Raw genomic sequence first — 18695 nt, forward strand, 5'->3', positions numbered from 1 at the left:
CGGGGTGGAGTCCCACGTTCGTTCCGGCCACCGATTGCGTGCCGAGCCGGTCGGGCCTTGAGAGGGGAGAGCGGGGCCGAAGCATAACTTAAAAACCGGGCCGAGTGGTCTGGACATTGGGGACCACTTCAACAGCCAGTCGGTCGACACGACCTCCGGCGGCGAGGAGCGGGGCCGCGACAACGCCAAGAACGTGGACGGTCGGAAACGTCATATCGTCGTCGACAGCATGGGTTTGCTGCTGGCCGTCCTGGTGACGGCCGCCTCCGTCGACGACGGCGTAGCGGCAACCGAACTGTTCGCCCGGTTGGAGGGCCAGCCGATCAGCAAGGTCGCTCGGATGTTCGCCGATTCGAAGTATCATAACTTCAATCTCTACGAGTGGGTCGACGAGCACGCGAAGTGGGATCTGATCATCGTCCGCCGCCCCGAGGGCTCCAAAGGCTGGGTGAAGCTACCGATTCGATGGACGGTCGAGCGGACGTTCGCCTGGTTGGGCCGATGCCGCCGCCTGTCCAAGGACCGGGAGAAGAGCGTGCTGTCGTCGGAGTCGTTTGTCAAACTGGCCATGATCCAATTGATGGTCCACCGACTCGAGCCCTCGAAAGTGGATGCCGAGTTCCACTCCCGAACAGCGGTCTAACCCGGCTTATGGGACAGTCTCTAAGATCGCGGCGCAGGGGCTGTCTCGCAACGGGTGACGAAAAGTTCAGAGGACGAGGGCTCAACCTCAACTCAATATTCGACGCTGGGATACGAAACGACTATCGACTCATTGCGACCCCGCGACCAGCGGGGTAGCTTGGGCACCAATGACGAGCAACACTCCGACTCGGATGCGCTTCGTCCGAAGCCGACCATTGAAGTGTGTGGATCGTCCACCGTCGTCACCGTGCGATCTCGCAGAAGGATAGAGGGGCGTGATCATGAACGTGCTCTGGGCCTTGTCCTCCACGGAAACCATCCTGCTCGGTGCCTTGGGCATCGGGGTCGTGCTGTTTATCGTGCTGGCGCTCTTCGTGATCGCAACCTATAACCGGCTCGTGACGCTTCGGAATCGGTTCAAAAATGCGTTCAGCCAGATCGACGTCCAGTTGAAACGCCGATACGACCTGATCCCGAACCTCGTCGAGGCGGTCAAAGGGTACATGAAGCACGAATCCGGCACGCTCGAGGCGGTCATCCAGGCCAGGAACTCGGCCGCGACCGCGGGTCGGAACGCCGCCGCGAACCCGGGTGACGCCACGGCCATGACGAGCCTCTCGGCCGCCGAGTCGCAGCTCAACGGTGCGCTCGGACGGCTCTTCGCCCTCTCCGAAGCCTACCCTGACCTCAAGGCCAACCAGAACATGCTCTCGCTCCAGGAGGAGCTCAGCTCGACCGAGAACAAGGTGGCGTTCGCGCGGCAGGCGTACAACGACGCCGTCATGCAGTACAACACCCAGCGTGAGACGTTCCCGACCATCGTCGTGGCCAACTTCCTCAACTTCACGGAAGCCCACCTCTTTCAGGTGGAAACCGAGACCGAACGGCAAGCGCCTCGGGTCTCGTTCGCCTGAGTCAGGATTGCCGCGCTCGGACCAGCGGGGCGTTAACCGTCCGTCCGGTCCGAGCGCCGCCGATACGTCCCCCTTGCTGAGTGATTCCACTTCCCTCACCTTCCCCCGAGAATCGCGATCCGATGGCCACCGACTTCTTCGATCATCAGCTCGTCGCAAGGAAGCGCACCAGCCTCTTGATCGGCTACTTCATCGTCGCGGTGGTCCTGATCATCCTGGCCGTCTACGGCGTAGCAACGGCCTGCCTGATCGCCTCGACGAAGGGGCAAGACGGCATCGGCCAGCTCTGGGACTGGGAGCGGCTCGCGCTCGTCTCCGCGTTCGTCGGCATCGTGATCCTCGCGGGGAGCCTCTACAAGATCGCCACGCTCCGGGAAGGAGGAGCGGCCATCGCCCGGCTCCTGGGCGGCGAGCTCGTCAACCCAGGCGCCGCGACCCCCGCGCAGCGGCGGCTCCTGAACGTCGTCGAGGAGATGGCGATCGCTTCGGGGACTCCCGTGCCCAGCGTCTATGTGCTCCCCGAGGAAACGTCCATCAACGCCTTCGCCGCGGGACACGAACCCGGCGACGCCGTGATCGCCGTCAGCCAAGGGAGCCTCGACCACTTGAATCGCGACGAGCTCCAAGGAGTCATCGCCCACGAGTTCAGTCATATTCTCAACGGGGATATGAGACTCAACCTTCGCCTGATCGGCCTGCTGCACGGCATCTTGCTCATCGCCCTGATCGGTTACACGATCATGCGGGTCATGGGCAACAGCTCGTCGTCAAGCCGGTCGCGGAGCAAGGAGGACGGTAAAGGCGACGGCGGGGCGATGGCAATGTTCTTGCTGGGCGTGGGATTGATGGCCGTCGGCTATGTCGGTGTCTTCTTCGGCCGGCTGATCAAAAGCGCGATCTCACGTCAGCGCGAGTTCCTGGCCGACGCCTCGGCGGTGCAGTTCACCCGGAATCCGGACGGAATCGCCGGGGCGCTCAAGAAAATCGGCGGCCTCGCCTCCGGTTCCCGGATCCAGAACCAGAACGCCGAGCAAGCTTGCCATATGTTCTTCGGACCAGGCGTCTCGTTCTGGACCGAAGCGATGGCGACCCACCCTCCCCTGGCCGAGCGGATCAAACGGATCGATCCCAGCTTCGATGGGACCTTCCCAATGATCGACGCCGACGAGGTTGTCCCCGTCGCCAAGGACGATCGGCGCGGTCCTCCGCTCCCGCGGTTCGCCCCGGATCTTGCCAGCCAGAGTGCGCTCACCCCCAACCTCAGGCGGGGTCGGGCCGAAATCTCGCTCGATCCCAGGCGGGCCGTGGCCTCGGTCGGCACCACGAGCGGCGCCCACGTCGCATTCGCCTCGGCGCTGATCAAATCACTCCCTGAAGACCTGGCCGCCACGGCCCGCGAACCGTTCGGAGCGCGTGCCGTGGTCTACGCCCTCCTGCTCGACCAGGATCCCGCCATCCGCGACCGCCAGATCCAGATCGTCGCCGACCAGACCGAGCCCGGGACCGCCGAAGAGGTCTTACGCGTCGCCCCGCTGGTCGACTCGCTGGATGAGCGCGCTCGGTTGCCGCTGGCCGACCTGGCGATTCCCGCGCTTCGGCAACTCTCGACCCGCCAGTACCAGTCGTTTCGCGATCGGATCGACCCCTTGATTCGGGCCGACCAGAAGCGAAGTCTCTTCGAATTCACCCTCCAACGCATGCTGTTGCGTCATCTCGATAACCACTTCGAGCAGCGCCCCCCCACCGTGGTCCGGTTCCAGTCGCTCCGGCCCCTGGTCAACGACTGTATTCGGGTGCTCTCGACGTTGTCCCGACTCGGTGGCCGAAGCGAAGCCGAGGCCGTTCAGGACTTCGCCCAGGGCATCCGCGCCCTCGGGCTTCCGCCTCAGGACGTGAGCCTGGCACCGATCGAGGATTGCTCGATGGTCGCGATTGATCGGACGCTCGACCGCCTGGCGCTGGCCTCGCCTCCGATCAAGAAGCTCGTCCTCGATGCCTGCGCAACCTGCATCGCCGCCGACGGCCTCGTGACGATCGCCGAAGCCGAGTTGCTCCGCGCCATCGCCGACTCACTCGACTGTCCGATGCCCCCCCTGCTCTCCGAGATTTCACCCGACTCGAATCCTGACGGTCCATCGCACGCCCATTCGATCCATGCATCAAAATAAACCAAAGCATCAACGATCAAAAACCTGTTCCTGAAACCTCCGCGAATCGGATTCCAGACGATGAGCGGCCTCACCCGCTAGAATTCGCAAGGCAAACCTGTTAAACCTTAGCTAAACACTCCCGCCGACGATGGGACAGGCGTGGCGCCTAGCCCATCGTCGACGCGACTCACCGCGACGGAGGCATGCTCCCATGAGCCGGGACCATGATGAACCGGGACGCCCCCCAAGCCTCTCCCTGGATCGCCGTCGCCTGCTCCTCGGCGGCGGCCTGGGCGTGCTCGGGCTGAACTTCGCACGGCGACTCCGGGCCAATAATCCGCCGGCGCCTGGCCGTCTCTCGTTCACCCCGCTCCGGTCCTGCATCCTGATCTTCTACTACGGCGGCCCAAGCCACCTCGATACCTGGGACATGAAGCCAAACGCACCGCGCGAGGTCCGCGGCGAGTTTCGGTCGATCGCGACCAACGTGCCCGGGATCCAGGTCAGCGAGCACCTGCCGCACTCAGCGCGGGTCGTCGACCGGCTGGCGATCATCCGCAGCCTGCACCATCCGATGACCAATCACAACGCGGCCGCCTTCGCCGCGCTCAGCGGCCGCTCGCCCGCGAAAGGCGACCTCGAGCTCCTGGCGAACGATCGCAACGACCCTCCCTGCCTCGGGTCGGTCTTGAGTCATGAGCTGCTCGAGCGCCCTGGCTTACCGACGTTCGTGGCCTTGCCGCACGTGATGCACAACGTGGTCAAGCTGCCGGGCCAGGTCGCCGGCTTTCTCGGCTCGGCGCACGATCCGTTCCAAGTCACATCCGACCCGAACGCGCCCGACTTCCGGCTCGACGAGCTCGAACTGCCGGGGAACGTCTCGCTCGACCGACTCGGCCACCGCGAAGCGATGCTTCAGCAGGTGGAACGGGCAACCCCCACCCACGACCTCGACGCCTATCGCGAGAAAGCAGTTCGACTGCTCCACTCCGACGCCGTCCGCCGCGCCTTTCGACTCGACAACGAGGACCCCAAGCTCCGTGACCAGTACGGTCGCACCAAGCACGGCCAGAGCCTGCTGCTGGCGCGCCGGCTGGTCGAAGCGGGCGTCCGCTTCGTGACCGTGAACGACCACGAGACCAACGGTCAGGTCGCCAACTGGGACGCCCACCAGGACGTCTTCCCTCGCCTCAAAAACGACCTGCTCCCGCCGGCCGATCGGGCCTTCGCCACCTTGATCGAGGACCTGACCCGCCGCGGCCTGCTCGACTCGACGCTCGTGATCGCACTGGGGGAGTTCGGTCGGACCCCGAAACTGAACGCTCAAGGGGGCCGCGACCACTGGCCCCACTGCTACAGTGCAGTGCTGGCGGGCGGCGGTGTCCGCGGCGGCACCGTCTACGGCGCCAGCGACAAGCTCGGCGCCTATCCCGATCTCGACGGCGTCTCGCCGGGCGACCTTGCCGCCACCCTGCTCTGGCGCTTCGGCCTCGAACCCAAATCCGAAGTCCGAGACTTGTCCGGGCGACCCTATCCGCTCGCGGAAGGCCAGCCGCTCCGCTCCCTCTTTGCGGGATGACCGGTTTCTTCGATGAGGATGGGCCGTCACTCATCGCTGAATCGGAAGACTGATTCACGCGGAAACACGGAGAACGCGGAGGGAGACGAACATAATCGAGTCCGATGAGATCACGGGGGCGATTGTGGATCCATCGGTTAACATGAACCTTTCCGTCGGCTGATCGATCAACAACTTCCTGTCCTCTCTCCGCTCCGCGTCTCCGCGTGAATCAGAGGCAAACCGAAAGGTCAGGCACCGAAGAGGGCCCCCCATACCTCGCAGGTCCAACGAGAAGCCGGTGTCCGTTCATTCGATGACTTCTTTGCGGCTTCGGTCGGGTTTTGTGAGGGGAGCGCGACTGTCCCGACGCGGCCCGACTCGCGCCAGGCCGGGGGTGGAGCCGGAGGGTTGCTGAGCAATCCGCATCATCCTGAAGATGGACAGTTGATAGACCAGTAGCACCACGTACAGGACCGCAAGGATCGGAATGCAGTGGCCCAGGCGAAGCCGGGTCCCGAACAGACGGTAGTACTTCAAGACCAGGAACACGGCCAGGCCGATCGCGGTCAGGAGATACTTGCCGGCAAGAAACCAGAGCGGTCCGCGCTCGACCAGATAGGCCATGAGCGGGTTCGCCTCTTCGTACGAGTGATCGAGCAGCAGCAGAGTCAGAACGCCGTCGGCAAGGGTGAACAGGAGCACGAGGACAACGAGGACTCCGGTTGTGGCATCGTGCCGATCGACGATGGGATAACGCGACGCCTCGAGATCGCTGGACCGACGGAAGTGAGAGCGGCGGCCGGCCGTGTGGAAAACATCCCACCATCGGGTTGGCCGCTGTCGCCGTTCGGGGTCGTGTCTCGTCATCGGAGTCGCCACGAGGGTAGGGATGATTCGGTTGCGGATCTCGTCAGGTCGCCACGATGGAATTGCGGAGCATAGCGGTTGATGTTCACTCGATTACGGACGGGGAGGACGCTCGGGCGCGGCGGCCGGGAACCGCGTCGGCCTCGGAAGATTGCCGGGGTCCCCGAGAACGGCCAAACGCGCACGGACGGTCCATCGGGTTTCCTCGATCCGTTCGAACCGGAGCAGGTAGGTTCGCTCGGTGCCATCGCCACTGAGGATCGACGTCTCGCAGAGGTAGGCCGGTTCGCCCTCCGGGACAGGCGGGCTCCCGGTCTCCAGCAAGGCGAGGCCGAACGCCAAGGCAAAGCAACGCCGCGCTTTTTCTTCCGCCCGCGTCTCACGCCGGACCAGTTGTTCCTTGAGACGGACCAGGGCAAGCGTCCGGCGGCTCGCCAGCGCCCAGGTTGCAAGGACCATCGTACTGAAGATAATGACGATCGCCAGGACCGCACCCCGGCGTTTTTCAACACGTTTCATGGAAGCACCGCAATGAGGTGATAAGATCGCTCCAGAACAAGAGGGGTGGCACGTTGTTCGCGAAACGGCAAGGCGAAGGTCAGTGAAAATTTGAATATTGGTTCTTGTGGATCGATGCGCAAGGCCTGGAGATGCTGGAGGTGATGGGCCACGATCAGATCGGGCTCCGCCCCAGGGTCCACTGAGCGAATGAGGGTCTCATTCTGAACCGAGTAGGTGATCGTCCGGTCGCCGAAGATGAGTTGGAGCTCCTCGGGTGCCATGAACAGAGTGCGTGTTTCCGGCCGAGTCGAGCTGAAGCCTCGGAGGTCATCAGCAAGCCGAGCCATGGCGAAATCCGCTTCCTGGGCCAGCTCACAGCGTGCGATCACCTCGGAAGCACTCCGTTCGAAAGAGGCGGTCATCGAGACCATGATCGCGATCAGGCCCACGGAAATCACGCAGGCGACCATCAACTCGACGAGCGAGAAGCCCTTACGTCGTCCCAAGGGCCGAGGTGTTGCGTTCCTCATGGTCCCTCGGCGGTCGAGAGCACCACGGTCGCGCGGGCCTCAACGCCATCGTCGATCAGGCCGTCGAGCTTGAGATCGTAAACGTGTTCATAAGTGGCAGGCGTTGCATCGAACTGGAGAGTAAAGCGCGGCCCGATCTCGATCGGGAACCGGGTCGTCCCACGCCGATCGGGCCGTGCATCGGGCAAAGCCAGGACGGCAACTCCGAGCCGCGTCGCCCAGCGCTGAGCGGGTCCGGTGACGTCGGACCTGGAGTCATCCAAAAGACAGACCGCCGAGAATTCACCCGTCCGAGCGTCGAACGTGTCGAGCCGAAGGGTCGCCGATTGGGGAACGAGCAAGTAGGCACGTTGCTCCAGCGCCTCGACCAGCCGCAGGCGGGTGGCGACCGTCGCCGACAGCCCGGACAAGGTGACCCCCAGCACAGCCATGGACACGATAATCTCGAGATAGGTCAGCCCGATTCGTCGTGCGCCGCCGGGTCGCACACCCGCGGTCATGCGGCAAGCGGTTCTCATGTTCATCCCTTGGTGAAGAGGTAGCCCGGGGCGATCGTCGGAATGCCTTGCTCGTTGATGACGCCCGCGATCTGACCATCCTGGTCGAGGGTCAGGGTTCCGGACCAGACGTTACTGCCAACCCGTGTGGCCGTGGCCGTGAAGGTCGAGGCCTCGGTTGAGAGGATCGCGTAAGTATAGGGCGTGGACGCCATCCGGACCGTCGGTTCGACAAGCTGTGCGGCTTCGAGTGTCGCCAGGTCCGGGGCATAGTTGCCGTGGTCGAGCCGATAGAACCGCTGAGCAACCCAGACCGTCTGGAGGTTGGCCGCGGCCATGTCCGCGTGCGATCGTTCCACTGCACGGCGGAACGAGGGCGCGGCGATGGCCGCGAACACGCCCATGATCGTGACGACCACCATGACTTCGAGCAGGCTGAAGCCACGACTCCCCGCCGGCCCGTCGGCTTCGCGTCGCTGCGTCCCTCGTGGCCTTCGTATTCCCGCCACGGTCATTTGACCTTCCCCGACATTTCGAACATCGGCATATAAATCGACAGCATCATAAATGCGACTCCCGTGCCCATGCCAACGATGATGATCGGCTCGAGCATCTTCGAGACCCGGGTAATCAGTATCTCCATCTTCTCTTTATAATAGGGCGCAATTTGTTCCATGACGTTCGCGAGCTGACCCGTTTCTTCTCCGGTGCGAACGGTGCTGATAATCATGTTCGTGAACAACCCGGTCTCCTCGAGCGAGGCCGCCAGGGGGTGTCCCGACGCGATCCGGAACTGAACATGGGCCAGCGCATCGCGGTAAATCGGGGTATGGTCGAAGATCCCGCGCAGGGTCTCCATCGTCTCGAGCATGGGTACCCCGCTCTTGAGCAGAAGGGCCAGGCTCGACGAGAAACGATACATCATCATCTGAACCATCATGTCGCCGATCGTCGGCACGACGATCAGAAACCCGCTGATCGTCCGTCGGCCACGCTCGGTTGCCATGTACCTCCGGAACGCGACCACGACGAGGATCGCCCCGCCCGCCAGAAAGTACCCGTAACTGACCACGAAGTTTGAGAGGTTCACCACCATCTGGGTAATCTGAGGAAGTTCGGCCCCCATCTCATCGAACATCTTCGTGAAGGTCGGGACAACGAACCAGAGCATGGCCGTGATCGCCAAGCAGGCCACGCAGAGGAGGACCATGGGATACATCAAGGCCCCACTGACCTTGCGGCGGGTGTCGCGGGAGTCGCGGACCTGCTTGTTCAGCTCCACCAGGACATAACTCATCTTGCCGGTGATCTCGCCGGTGCGGATCATTTCGATCCAGGCATGCTCGAACACATCGGGATAATTCGCCGCGGCCGCGAAGAATGAGTTCCCGGCCTCGATACTCGCGCCGATCTCCTCGAGGACCCGTTGGAGCTTGAGACTTTCGGTCTGCTGGGCGGAGAGCTCGATCGCCTGCAAGAGCGGCATGCCTGCGGTTACCAGGGTCGCCAGTTGCTGAAAAAAACTCATGATGTCATCAAGCTTCAGCCGCTTGTGCTTCTTGGTAGCGACCCGCGCGTGGGCGGTGATCCAGGTGTCGTAGCTCATGGGGGCCGTGCCGTTCTCTGGGGGTCAGTCCTGGTCGCCGATCGCAACGCTCAAGGCATTTTCGAGGCTGGTCACGCCCTTGCGTGCCTTATCGATGGCGCTGTCGATCAACAGTTTCATGCCTTGATCACGGGCCGAGGCGCGGAGATCGGGCAGCGGCGTCCGTTTCTGGATCAAGCGGGCCATCTCCGGGGTGATCCGGATGACCTCGAAGACACCGACTCGCCCCTTGTAACCTGACTCCCTGCACTTCGCGCAGCCCCGGGGCCGGTAGAGCGTCTCGCCCGGCTCGAGGCCATGGCGCAGGGCCAGTTCCTTCTCGCAGGCGTACGGTTCCTTGCACTCGGGACAGAGCCGGCGGACCAGCCGCTGGGCCTCGAGGACGCGCAACGTGGAGGCCAGCAGGAACGGCTCGATCCCCATGTCCTGGAGACGATTGACGGCGGCCAATGCGTCATTGGTGTGCAGCGTCGAGAGCACGAAGTGGCCGGTCAAGGCGGCCCGGAGACAGATTTCCGCCGTCTCCTGGTCACGGACTTCGCCGACCATGATGATGTCGGGGTCCTGCCGCAAGAACGACCGAAGCGCCGTGGCGAAGGTCAAGCCGATCTGGCCCTTGACCTGGATCTGGTTCATTCCCCGGAATTTGTATTCGACCGGGTCCTCGACGGTACAAATGTTGGAGTGGACCTCATTGAGCAGGTTCAGGCAGGCATAAAGAGTTGTGCTCTTGCCGCTGCCGGTGGGGCCCGTGACAAGCATCAGGCCATGGGGCAGATGGATCGACTCGATCAGGTCGCTGGCCTGACGCTCGTCGAGCCCAAGCGTGGTCAGGTCGAGCGGGATGTTCCCCTTGTCCAGCAGTCGCATAACCATTTTCTCACCGACGATCGCCGGCACCGTGCTGACACGGAGGTCGATCCGACGCTCACCGCTCTTCAAGCCGATTGCGCCGTCCTGGGGGATCCGTTTCTCGGCGATATCCATCTTGGCCAGGATCTTGAACCGTGAGAGCACCATCGTGAACGTCGACCGCGGCATCGGCGGCATCTCCTGAAGCCGGCCGTCGATCCGGAGCCTGATCCGGCAGTTATCCTCAAATGGCTCGAGGTGGATGTCGCTGGCCCCGGAGCGGATCGCCTGGTCGAGGATCTGGTTGACCATCCGGATGACCCGGCCGTTGCGGCCCGGTGGAGGGGGCTGGTCCAGGTGGAGGATCGTATCGTCTTCGTCGTCTTCCTCGCCCTGGTCCGAATCAATCTGCTCGAATTCCTCGGTGCCGGGAATAAACCCATCGGTTGCGTGCGTTTCGTTGAACAGTCGGTCGAGCCAGGTCTCAGCGACCGACAACGCCGCGATTCTGGGCCGAACCCGAAGGCCGGTCAAAAGTTGGATCTCGTCGATGACGAGCATGGCGTCGGGAGTCACGATCGCCAGGTCGAGCTGTTCGCCGAGCACCGCAAGCGGGACGACCAACTGGTCGCGACAGAGCTTCTCGGGAAGCAGTCGCGCCAGCTCGGGCGGCGGAGCCCCCCCCTGGGTTTCTTCAGTGACCAGAGGGAGCACAAGGTGTTGAGCATACGTCTGGGCAATCTGCTGGTCCGTGGCCAGGCCCGACTTGATGAGCTCATGCACCGTCAACTCACCGACGCGAGTGCGGAACTCGCGGAGCTTCTTGTGGTCGATGATCTCCCGATCCAGCAGCAACTGGATGGTCAATGAGTGACCGTTTACGGGTGCGGCGGCGTTCACGGAGCGAGGCCTCCCAGGCCTAATGACTTAATAACATCAAGGATCGATGCGGCTTTCCCATCCAAGAGAAGCCGGCTAAGGTCCGCGCCGACCTCCGATTTGGCCGGGGCGGCGGCGTTCATTGCCGCACCGGGAGCTGGTCCTGAGGGCACTTGGGGTGAGGCGACGCCTGCGTAAGCCAGGACGACCGGGCGGGGTCGGTCCTTGATCCGGAGGAAGACGAGGTCGCGTTCAATCCGGTCGAGTCGTGCGGGGTCGCCGTCGGGGGACGTCGCGGCCACCATCTCGCCGAGGAGGTAGATCCGCCCGTTGATGACCGCCGCGCGACGACGGCCATGGACCAGCGTGGCGCCAAGGTTCCAATGGTGCGCGGCCTCCTGTGGGCTCGAACCGTTTGCACCGGCGTTGCCCCCCTGATCGGTCGCCTTCGGCCCTTGCTCCGCTGTCAAGGAACGGACCTCACCCCTGGTTTGCGATCGCTCCGCCGGTTCTGCCTCTGGTCCGTCCAGGGCCACAAACGGGTTGCGCCCGGCCGCAGGCTCGAGGCTGAGATTGAACAGACGAGCCTCGGTTTCGAGCACTTCGGACATCGTCGGTTGAGGAATCGGGGGCGAGTCGACGTAGGGCCACACGCACCAACCGACAGCCGCGACGACGGCGAGCAACGGGATGAACTTCAGTACAAGGAGATTCGACGCCATGGTTGTTCATCCGAAGATGCCCACTACGGTCAGGTTCAGGCTGTAGAGACCGTCCGGCTTGGAAGTCGACTGAGTCCGGGCCAGCCCGAACTGAAACTGCTCGATCCGGAACAGGTGGGGGTCGGCCTCGATCCAACGCATCAGAGCTTCCATATTGGTGTAGCTCCCTTCAACGGAGATGGACACCTGGACGAGCCTGTAGTCTCCCAGCTCGGACGTCGACATGGGAACGAGGGAGACCAGCTTGATCGGGCGTTGCCGGATCCCTCCCATGAGATACTGGACGACCTCGTTCTGATCCGAAGATTGCGTCACCTTCTCTTGAAACCGGCGGGTCAAGAGCTGGAGGTCCTCGATCGTCGTGGCCAGTTCGAGCCGTTTCCGGTCGGTATTCAGTCGCTGGGTCATTGTTGATATCTGCGCGACGATGGGCTGGTAGAGGACGAAGTACCAGGTGCCGAGCAAAGTCGCGCCGACGACGGCCCGGAGCTTGAACGGGCTCCGCAGGATGCTCTCGAACCAGACCTTGTATCGGGAACTCGGGGGGGTACGTTGGCTCATGGGAGTTTTCCGCCGGCACGCGGACCGGCTTAGGACTTGCCTACCTTGGCTTTGGGTTTCTTCTTGGTCTCGGCCTGACAGGTGACGGTGAAGGCGACGAAGGGGCGGTAGGTACGCCCATTGGTTCCCCATCGCAGCGCGGAGAGCTTGATCTGGGGCAGAGCCTTGCGGATCACCTGGCTCGATCGCATCGCAGCCAGATAGGTATCGATCTCGGCGGGCACGACCCCGTTGCCGGTAATGGGGGCGTGCATGTTCAAGGCAAGCAGGCGATCGTTGGTCATATCACGCTTCGTATCGCCGAGTTTGCAATGCCCACTGACCGTGCTGACGGTCATCGTGGACGGCAACGGGGTACTGATTTCGCGGAGGCAGTCGGTCCAGAAGATCCGAGTGCCGAGGTATTGCTGAATCGCCTTGGCTCGAATCGTCTGGCTGGCTTTCTCTTTTTCAAGATCAGCGACCGAGTGATTCTTCATCCATTTATGATTGATCAGAGCGGTTTGCACTGCGTAAAGATTTCGTTTGAGTTCATCCTGACCCGACTGGAGAAACACCGTGGCCATCGCCATGGTGACCACCAGGAGACCGATCTGCCCCAGGGGGAGCAGCCGAAGCAGGGAATCGCGGGGGCGCATCGAGCGGGCAAGGTTGAGCCCCTTGGCCTCGGCATGGCAACCCATGGCCAGACCGAAGGCCGTGTCAGCCGCGTTGAAGCCGGGCCCATCGAATCGCTGCATTCGGAGATGGGTCTCGCGCCACTGTGGGGTATCATCGAGGTGGAGCAGTTCCGGACGGCCATGCACCCAGACGAGGTCGGGAGGCGTATCGACCCCATAATAGCGGCTCAGGGTACGTAGCGATCGGACGCTCGAGACGACCGCCGTGGCCTCCTCGCCCTCCAGCATCTCGAAGTATCGCCAGGCCAGGGGTTGGTCCTGAGCCGTCAGCATCGCAAGCCCGCTCTCGGCGCCGAGGAAGATCCGCAACGAAGATTTCGTGCCCCGATCCGTCCGATGGCGGCGGATCGCGGCCCTCAGAAGAGCGAAGGGCGCGGGCTCGACCTGCGATGGTCGTACGCCGCACTTTTCCAAGCCGTGGAGGATCGGCGCCAGGTATTTCTTGCGGGTCGCGATGATGCTGGCGACCGGAAGCTTGCCAGGCTGGCTCTTGATCATATCCACGTCCATATCGTCGATCACCAGGTTCGACGACCGGAGCACCTCGTGGAGCAAGATCTGGGGCGCCGCGTCAAGGTTGATCGACTTGATCGGCCGCGTCGAGAAGAAAACGCTGAGCACCGGCAAACCAATCGCGATCGGTGCGTTCTTCCAGGCTTCACTCTCGAGCACCGGTGCCAGGATGCGGGGAATCACGACGTCGATCGTGTCGCCCTCAATCGGCTCGGTCCGGCGTCCCATCTCGAGCGGCCCGATCGGAGTGAACGCGACCTGGCTCAGGACGAGTTCACGATGGCCGATCATGAGTCCGATGGCCCGTCCGGTGGCCAATTTACCCAGCAGCTTTTTCATTCCAATCGGTTCCCCAACGCGAAACCTTGTATCGCCTCCAGATGCAAGCCGCCCACCGCCCCGACCGAGCGTCGATCGGGGCGGGGGCGGAACGCGTAGCCGACCGGTTTGTCATCCGGGCCGTGATTATGGAATTCAGGGGGTGGTCGTGCCGGTCGGCTGGGCGAACGGGCTGATTGCGGCGGGAATATCGCTCCCCGTATCATACCCTTGGTCGGTGTAGGTGACCTTATAAGCGCCGTAGCCGGCCGATGCACCGGCTCGCGTCAAGGTTAACGTCCAGGAGTTCTCGAGGGTGGGCGAGGTACCGGTGGTGCCTGCCGCAATCGTCCCCACTGTGAAGTATTTCGGGGTCGGCACCTGGATGTCGAGCTCGGTGATCGCACTCGCATAGGTACCTTCACGGGCGTGATACCGCTCCTGCGCCGTGCGGACGGCCGAGAGATAGGCAAACGCTTCAGAGGCTTTCGACCGTTCCACCGACTGGAGGAACCGCGGCACGCCGAAGGCCGCCAGCACGCCGATGATGACCACGACCACGGCAAGTTCGACCAGGGTGAACCCGCGAGAAACCTTTCGCTTTTGACCTAACATTTGTTCTTCTCCTAGATGTCTATCAATTGGCCAAGTTGATTCTTGAAATCACGAACAGAGCCGGATCGACCAATCACCGGCTCTGGTTCATGGTGAGACCCACCAGATCGCACATCCTATGAGAAATCCCATGATGAAATGTTGCGACATTCGAGAGCATTGTCTCGGACGGGTCTCGATCTCCTCGAGAGGTGTATGTCGTCGATGTGGGGCTGTCAAACCGCGGCGGGATCATAAAGCGATTCGACAGCATCACGTGGCGTTTCGCACACGGGGATGATGCCCAAAGTCGGCAATGGCCTGCGTCGCGATGACGAGACGCAACACTCAGCGTTTGGAGGCACCCGCGTCGGGCATCGCCTGCGACGATTTCCGGCCCGCCCCAAAAAGCCGGAGCCCAAGGGAAGGCCGGATCGCCACGGCCGGGGGTGGGGAGGAAGAGGAAGGCGGCGGAACAGGGGCGGTTGCTTCCGCCCGAGACGTGTCCGCTCGCTTCGGGGCAAAACGCTGGAGCATTCCTCGGACCGGGTCGCCGCCGTGGTTCTTCAACGCTTCCTCCCGGGACACACCGGGAGGGACCGGCCAGGACGCCAATTCCTGGACCTGGAACCGATTGAGAAAACCGGGGGAATGGTTGCCCGACCGGGATCGTGAACCCGGATCGAGGGCGTTCGCCTTCGGCCCCGCTCGGCTTGGCTTCGCAGGCTCGACCCCGCCAGGTTGGCCGGTCGGATCACGCTCACCCTCCGGAATGACCGATCGCTTGGCCGGGAGCGGAGTCTGCTCCCGGTCTCGCTCGGGATGCTCCGCCGCCGGGAGCAACTGGGCGGGCGGCACGACGATTTCGAGCCCGGGGCGAAGTGCGTCCGGGGCAGCAACCCGTTGGCGGTTCGCAATCCAGAGTGCGGCGGCGTGCTTCGGTGTTCCGTAATAGTACCGGGAGATGGAGGCAAAGTCCTCGCCAGCGCGAACCCGATGCGGGAAACCCTTCCTCGTCAGCGGTGCCGTCCCTGGTTCAGACGGGGCCAGAGAGGCGGTGACGGTGGCCGGATCACGAGTCACCTGGCGCCGAGTCGCGGCCCGCGTGGTCGGTGCCGGGTCAAAATAGCGTCGGGGAACGGGATCGCCCGGGGTCGGTGCCGGACCGAAATCGTGTGAGGGGACAGGATGCCCGGGCGTCCCCGCCTGTGGCGATTCGGATTCCGATGGCGGCGGCATGGGGAGTGGCGGCAACGGTGGGGTGTCCGGCAACGACGAGCCCGACGACGGCTCGAGCGACGGCCGAGCTCCCCCGATCGGCGAGGGAGCCGGCACGGATGACGGCGGGAGCTGGTACGTATCCCCGGCCGGGCCGGCCGGGCCGGCCGGCTCGAGGCCCGGGGGCACCACGAGCAATTCCGCTGGCGGCACCGCGGGGCCGGGCATCGGGCCCGAGTTGGGGATTCCCATTTCGCCCTTGGGGGAAGGCCGACTTCCGGATCGGGCAAGCCGCCACGGTGGATGATCCGGGGAGTCAAGAGCACGATCAACTCGTTCTTCACGCTCCTCGTTCGCCGCGTCCGGAACGCCGCGCCCAGAACCGGGATCCGATTCAGGCCCGGGATCCCCTCTTCGACGATCTCGTCCTGATCGTCGATCAGACCTCCGATGACGATCGTCGCCCCGTCGGGAACCATGATGTTGGTGGTCACCTCCGAGGTGTTCGTCTGCGGAATGCCCTGCGAATCGAGCGCCCCGGTGCTCTTCTCGGGATGGACTTCCATGCGGATCATTCCGTCGTTGGAAACGAACGGTCGGAGCGTCAGGAGAGTGCCGATGCTCAGGAACTCCACGGTCTGCAGCGAGCTGGTCAGATTCGTCACCGTGTTCTTAAAACCAAGTCGCTGACCAAGTTGAATCTCCGCCCGCTGCTTGTTCAGGACGAGGACGCGCGGACTCGCCAGGATGTTGGTCTTGTTCAGGGCTTCGATGGCCTCAATGAAGCCCGACACGTTATGGTTGATGAAACCGAACTTCAGTCCGGAATCGGATCCCGTGTAACCTGGTATCAATTGTCCATGCTGGAGGCGAGTGAAGGGCGAGGGTAAGGGAGCCGCCGCTAAAACACGCGCGGGAGTGAACCCAGCCGCCGCGTTGATCAGGGCTCCTGAGCCGCTGACCAAGGCCTTATGCTGAATGTTGTCCACCACCGAGAAATTGATGCCCAACGACTGGGTGTTGTTGAGCTGGACGCTGAGGATTACCGCTTCGATCAGCACCTGGGGCGGTTGGACGTCGATCCGGCGCACCACCTCGTCGACGGTCGTAAGGTTCTCGGGATAATCGCGTACGATGACGATGTCGTGCAACGAGAGTGAGTTCCCCCCGGTGTCGGAGGTGCCGGCGACGCCACCACCGGCCGTCAACGCACCACTCCCCCCCAAGCCTAACGGCCCCCCCGTCGTATTCGGACTGCCCGACCCCGCCCCTGATCCTGATCCCAATCCTCCGGCGGCGGCACCGCCCGCCCCTGTGACTCTGCTCCCGGCCCCTTTAAGGCCTTGCGACGCGGGTGGGGTAGTCGTGACTGAGGCCTCCGGGCTGAGGAACGGCCGGATCATCGCCTGGAGGTCGGACGCACGGATGTAGTTGAGGTGATAGACCCTCACCACCGGCTCCCGCTCCTTGGCCTTCATCTCGCTCAGTTCCTGGCCGGAATACACGTAGACCAGGCCCTTGTCCTCCTTGACGCCAAGATTGGCCAGTCGCGCAATCGCGTCGAGGCCCTGCTTGAACGTGACGTCCTGGAGGTCGAGCCGGATCCGTCCCTGAACGGCCGGGGACACAAGGATGTTCACGCCCGATTGCCGGCTGAGCAGGGCGAGCACCTGGCGAACGTCCTGATCCTCAGCGCGAAGCGTGAGGCGATCGTCAGCCCGCGGCGTGCGCTCGATCGCGTCCGGAAGGCTCATTTCCGGCGTTGTGGTCGTCGATTTCAGCGGCTCGAGCCCGGGAAGGGCCTGCACCAGCTCCGGGCGGGCGCCAAACGCGTGGGTTCCAGCCGGAGTTGAAGGATCGGGCAGTCGTGCACCGAGGGACATGGCAGCGGGGACCGCCGGGGAACCACTCGCCGCGAGCGGATCGGGGGACAAAGGCACCGAGGACGATTCCGTTGTAAGGCCCGCCCGGACCATCGCGTCGTCGGCCACCTGGCTCAGGGACGGTTCGAGGAGTGCCGCCCTTTCCCGCTCTCGAAGGGGCGGTTCCAACCCGACGTTGTTGGTCTGATCCTGACCTCGGGGAACGAAGGTCGACCGAATCAATCCCAATGCCAATAGGGTGACCAACACGATCTCGAGACCGAGGAACCAGACCTGTTTCGAGACCCCCCGTTTCTCGTGGCGCATGAACACTCACCATCCACTGTTCCGACGCCGGTCGTCCCGAAAACCTGATTGCCAACCTCGGATACGAGGTGGATCCAGATCCGCGGTCTGGCCGGCGCGGGTCGGATTCTCCACGTCCACGGAGTTTCGCCAAGCGAAGTCGGGACCTTACCCGTTCATCCGGATGGGCACCACCGCCACTTCCCATTCCAGGCGCGGACGGTGGCGCAATCGCTTAAATTCGATCGAGCCTAATTTCTCGGATCTCGTCTCAATGGTAATCGGTAACGACTGAATCGCTCTTGAGGTTTAAGCCGAATTTAGCAGGACTTGAATGCGGCACGAAACAAGGCAACCCAGCGACAGAGGATCCAGAGGCAAGGTCAATTGCAAAGACGAAAGTGGCTGCCATCACATGAGTGGTCAGAAGCGTCGGCGCGGGGTCCCGGGATCAAAATTCACTCCCGGTGGAGCGAGATATTGTCGCTGGAACTTATGATACCAAGGGCCACCGTTGAAGTGTTTCAGATCGATGGCGGATGTCGGCCGTACCCCGATCCCATACCCCGGACTGCCGAGAAGTCCGTACCCACGAAACCCCGGCATCAGGGTCCGCGAGCCGAGGGTAATGGCCGGACCTCGACCAACGGCATGATCGTAATAACCGTAAAGTAGGTTGGTGTCGCGGTACGGTGGGGTCAGGAACCCTTCAATATTCCGGTCCAGATGCGCACAGAAGTCGCTGACCTTCGCGGCGTTCTGGGGGATTCGCTCCGCATTCGATGAGCGGACCACGCCGTCATCGGATCGGGCCTCCGTGACCCAGGTTGCACAGAGCGCGATTCCCAAGGCCCCGAATAACGTGCGCATCAACACTCCTCCTCGTTCATCAACCTCCTGGTCATGTTCCTCCTTTCGT

18 protein-coding genes are annotated in these 18695 nt (G+C 63.1%); 4 read left to right on the forward strand and 14 right to left on the reverse strand.

Annotated elements, in window-relative coordinates; translation table 11 throughout:
• Positions 1-115: 115 nt before the first annotated feature.
• From BUS42_RS12565 to BUS42_RS12580, 4 genes are all read left to right on the forward strand, one after another.
• Positions 116-643: an IS5/IS1182 family transposase gene (locus BUS42_RS12565; RefSeq protein WP_074307204.1), complete on the forward strand. Its 528-nt coding sequence runs from the start codon at positions 116-118 to the stop codon at positions 641-643.
• 283 nt (positions 644-926) lie between these two features.
• A complete protein-coding gene (locus BUS42_RS12570; RefSeq protein ID WP_074310993.1) occupies positions 927-1559 on the forward strand; it encodes a LemA family protein in 633 nt (210 codons plus the stop codon).
• A gap of 122 nt (positions 1560-1681) precedes the next feature.
• Positions 1682-3727 carry a M48 family metallopeptidase gene (locus tag BUS42_RS12575; protein ID WP_074307205.1) on the forward strand — a complete coding sequence of 682 codons (2046 nt, stop codon included), beginning with the start codon at positions 1682-1684 and terminating at the stop codon, positions 3725-3727.
• 193 nt (positions 3728-3920) lie between these two features.
• A complete protein-coding gene (locus tag BUS42_RS12580; RefSeq protein ID WP_074307206.1) occupies positions 3921-5288 on the forward strand; it encodes a DUF1501 domain-containing protein in 1368 nt (455 codons plus the stop codon).
• A gap of 288 nt (positions 5289-5576) precedes the next feature.
• On the opposite strand, the gene BUS42_RS12590 is transcribed toward BUS42_RS12580, so the two are convergent.
• From BUS42_RS12590 to BUS42_RS12655, 14 genes are all read right to left on the reverse strand, one after another.
• Positions 5577-6137 carry a DUF5658 family protein gene (locus BUS42_RS12590; protein WP_074307208.1) on the reverse strand — a complete coding sequence of 187 codons (561 nt, stop codon included), beginning with the start codon at positions 6135-6137 and terminating at the stop codon, positions 5577-5579.
• Positions 6138-6230: 93 nt separating this feature from the next.
• On the reverse strand, positions 6231-6656 hold the full coding sequence (locus BUS42_RS12595; RefSeq protein WP_074307209.1) for a hypothetical protein: 426 nt from the start codon (positions 6654-6656) through the stop codon (positions 6231-6233).
• Entirely contained in the window at positions 6653-7168 is a 516-nt protein-coding gene (locus BUS42_RS12600; protein WP_074307210.1) for a PilW family protein, read from the reverse strand. Before BUS42_RS12600 ends, BUS42_RS12595 begins: the two co-directional genes overlap by 4 nt.
• Positions 7165-7686: a hypothetical protein gene (locus tag BUS42_RS12605; RefSeq protein WP_143206312.1), complete on the reverse strand. Its 522-nt coding sequence runs from the start codon at positions 7684-7686 to the stop codon at positions 7165-7167. Before BUS42_RS12605 ends, BUS42_RS12600 begins: the two co-directional genes overlap by 4 nt.
• A 2-nt stretch (positions 7687-7688) precedes the next feature.
• Positions 7689-8180, reverse strand: coding sequence for a type IV pilin protein (locus BUS42_RS12610; protein WP_074307212.1), 492 nt, complete (start codon positions 8178-8180; stop codon positions 7689-7691).
• Entirely contained in the window at positions 8177-9271 is a 1095-nt protein-coding gene (locus BUS42_RS12615; protein ID WP_074307213.1) for a type II secretion system F family protein, read from the reverse strand. Before BUS42_RS12615 ends, BUS42_RS12610 begins: the two co-directional genes overlap by 4 nt.
• A gap of 24 nt (positions 9272-9295) precedes the next feature.
• Positions 9296-11023, reverse strand: coding sequence for a GspE/PulE family protein (locus BUS42_RS12620; RefSeq protein ID WP_074307214.1), 1728 nt, complete (start codon positions 11021-11023; stop codon positions 9296-9298).
• On the reverse strand, positions 11020-11724 hold the full coding sequence (locus BUS42_RS12625) for a hypothetical protein (RefSeq protein ID WP_074307215.1): 705 nt from the start codon (positions 11722-11724) through the stop codon (positions 11020-11022). Before BUS42_RS12625 ends, BUS42_RS12620 begins: the two co-directional genes overlap by 4 nt.
• A gap of 6 nt (positions 11725-11730) precedes the next feature.
• Positions 11731-12285, reverse strand: coding sequence for a hypothetical protein (locus tag BUS42_RS12630; RefSeq protein ID WP_074307216.1), 555 nt, complete (start codon positions 12283-12285; stop codon positions 11731-11733).
• Between the two features lie 29 nt (positions 12286-12314).
• On the reverse strand, positions 12315-13817 hold the full coding sequence (locus tag BUS42_RS12635) for a hypothetical protein (RefSeq protein ID WP_074307217.1): 1503 nt from the start codon (positions 13815-13817) through the stop codon (positions 12315-12317).
• A gap of 135 nt (positions 13818-13952) precedes the next feature.
• Positions 13953-14411: a type IV pilin protein gene (locus tag BUS42_RS12640; protein WP_074307218.1), complete on the reverse strand. Its 459-nt coding sequence runs from the start codon at positions 14409-14411 to the stop codon at positions 13953-13955.
• 327 nt (positions 14412-14738) lie between these two features.
• Positions 14739-15473 carry a LysM peptidoglycan-binding domain-containing protein gene (locus BUS42_RS12645; RefSeq protein WP_074307219.1) on the reverse strand — a complete coding sequence of 245 codons (735 nt, stop codon included), beginning with the start codon at positions 15471-15473 and terminating at the stop codon, positions 14739-14741.
• Positions 15470-17797: a type II secretion system protein GspD gene (locus tag BUS42_RS12650; protein ID WP_074307220.1), complete on the reverse strand. Its 2328-nt coding sequence runs from the start codon at positions 17795-17797 to the stop codon at positions 15470-15472. Before BUS42_RS12650 ends, BUS42_RS12645 begins: the two co-directional genes overlap by 4 nt.
• Positions 17798-18199: 402 nt before the next feature.
• Positions 18200-18646, reverse strand: coding sequence for a hypothetical protein (locus BUS42_RS12655; RefSeq protein ID WP_254053467.1), 447 nt, complete (start codon positions 18644-18646; stop codon positions 18200-18202).
• Positions 18647-18695: the final 49 nt, after the last annotated feature.

Source organism: Singulisphaera sp. GP187 (assembly GCF_900129635.1).
In the GTDB taxonomy this organism is placed as follows: Bacteria; Planctomycetota; Planctomycetia; order Isosphaerales; family Isosphaeraceae; genus Singulisphaera.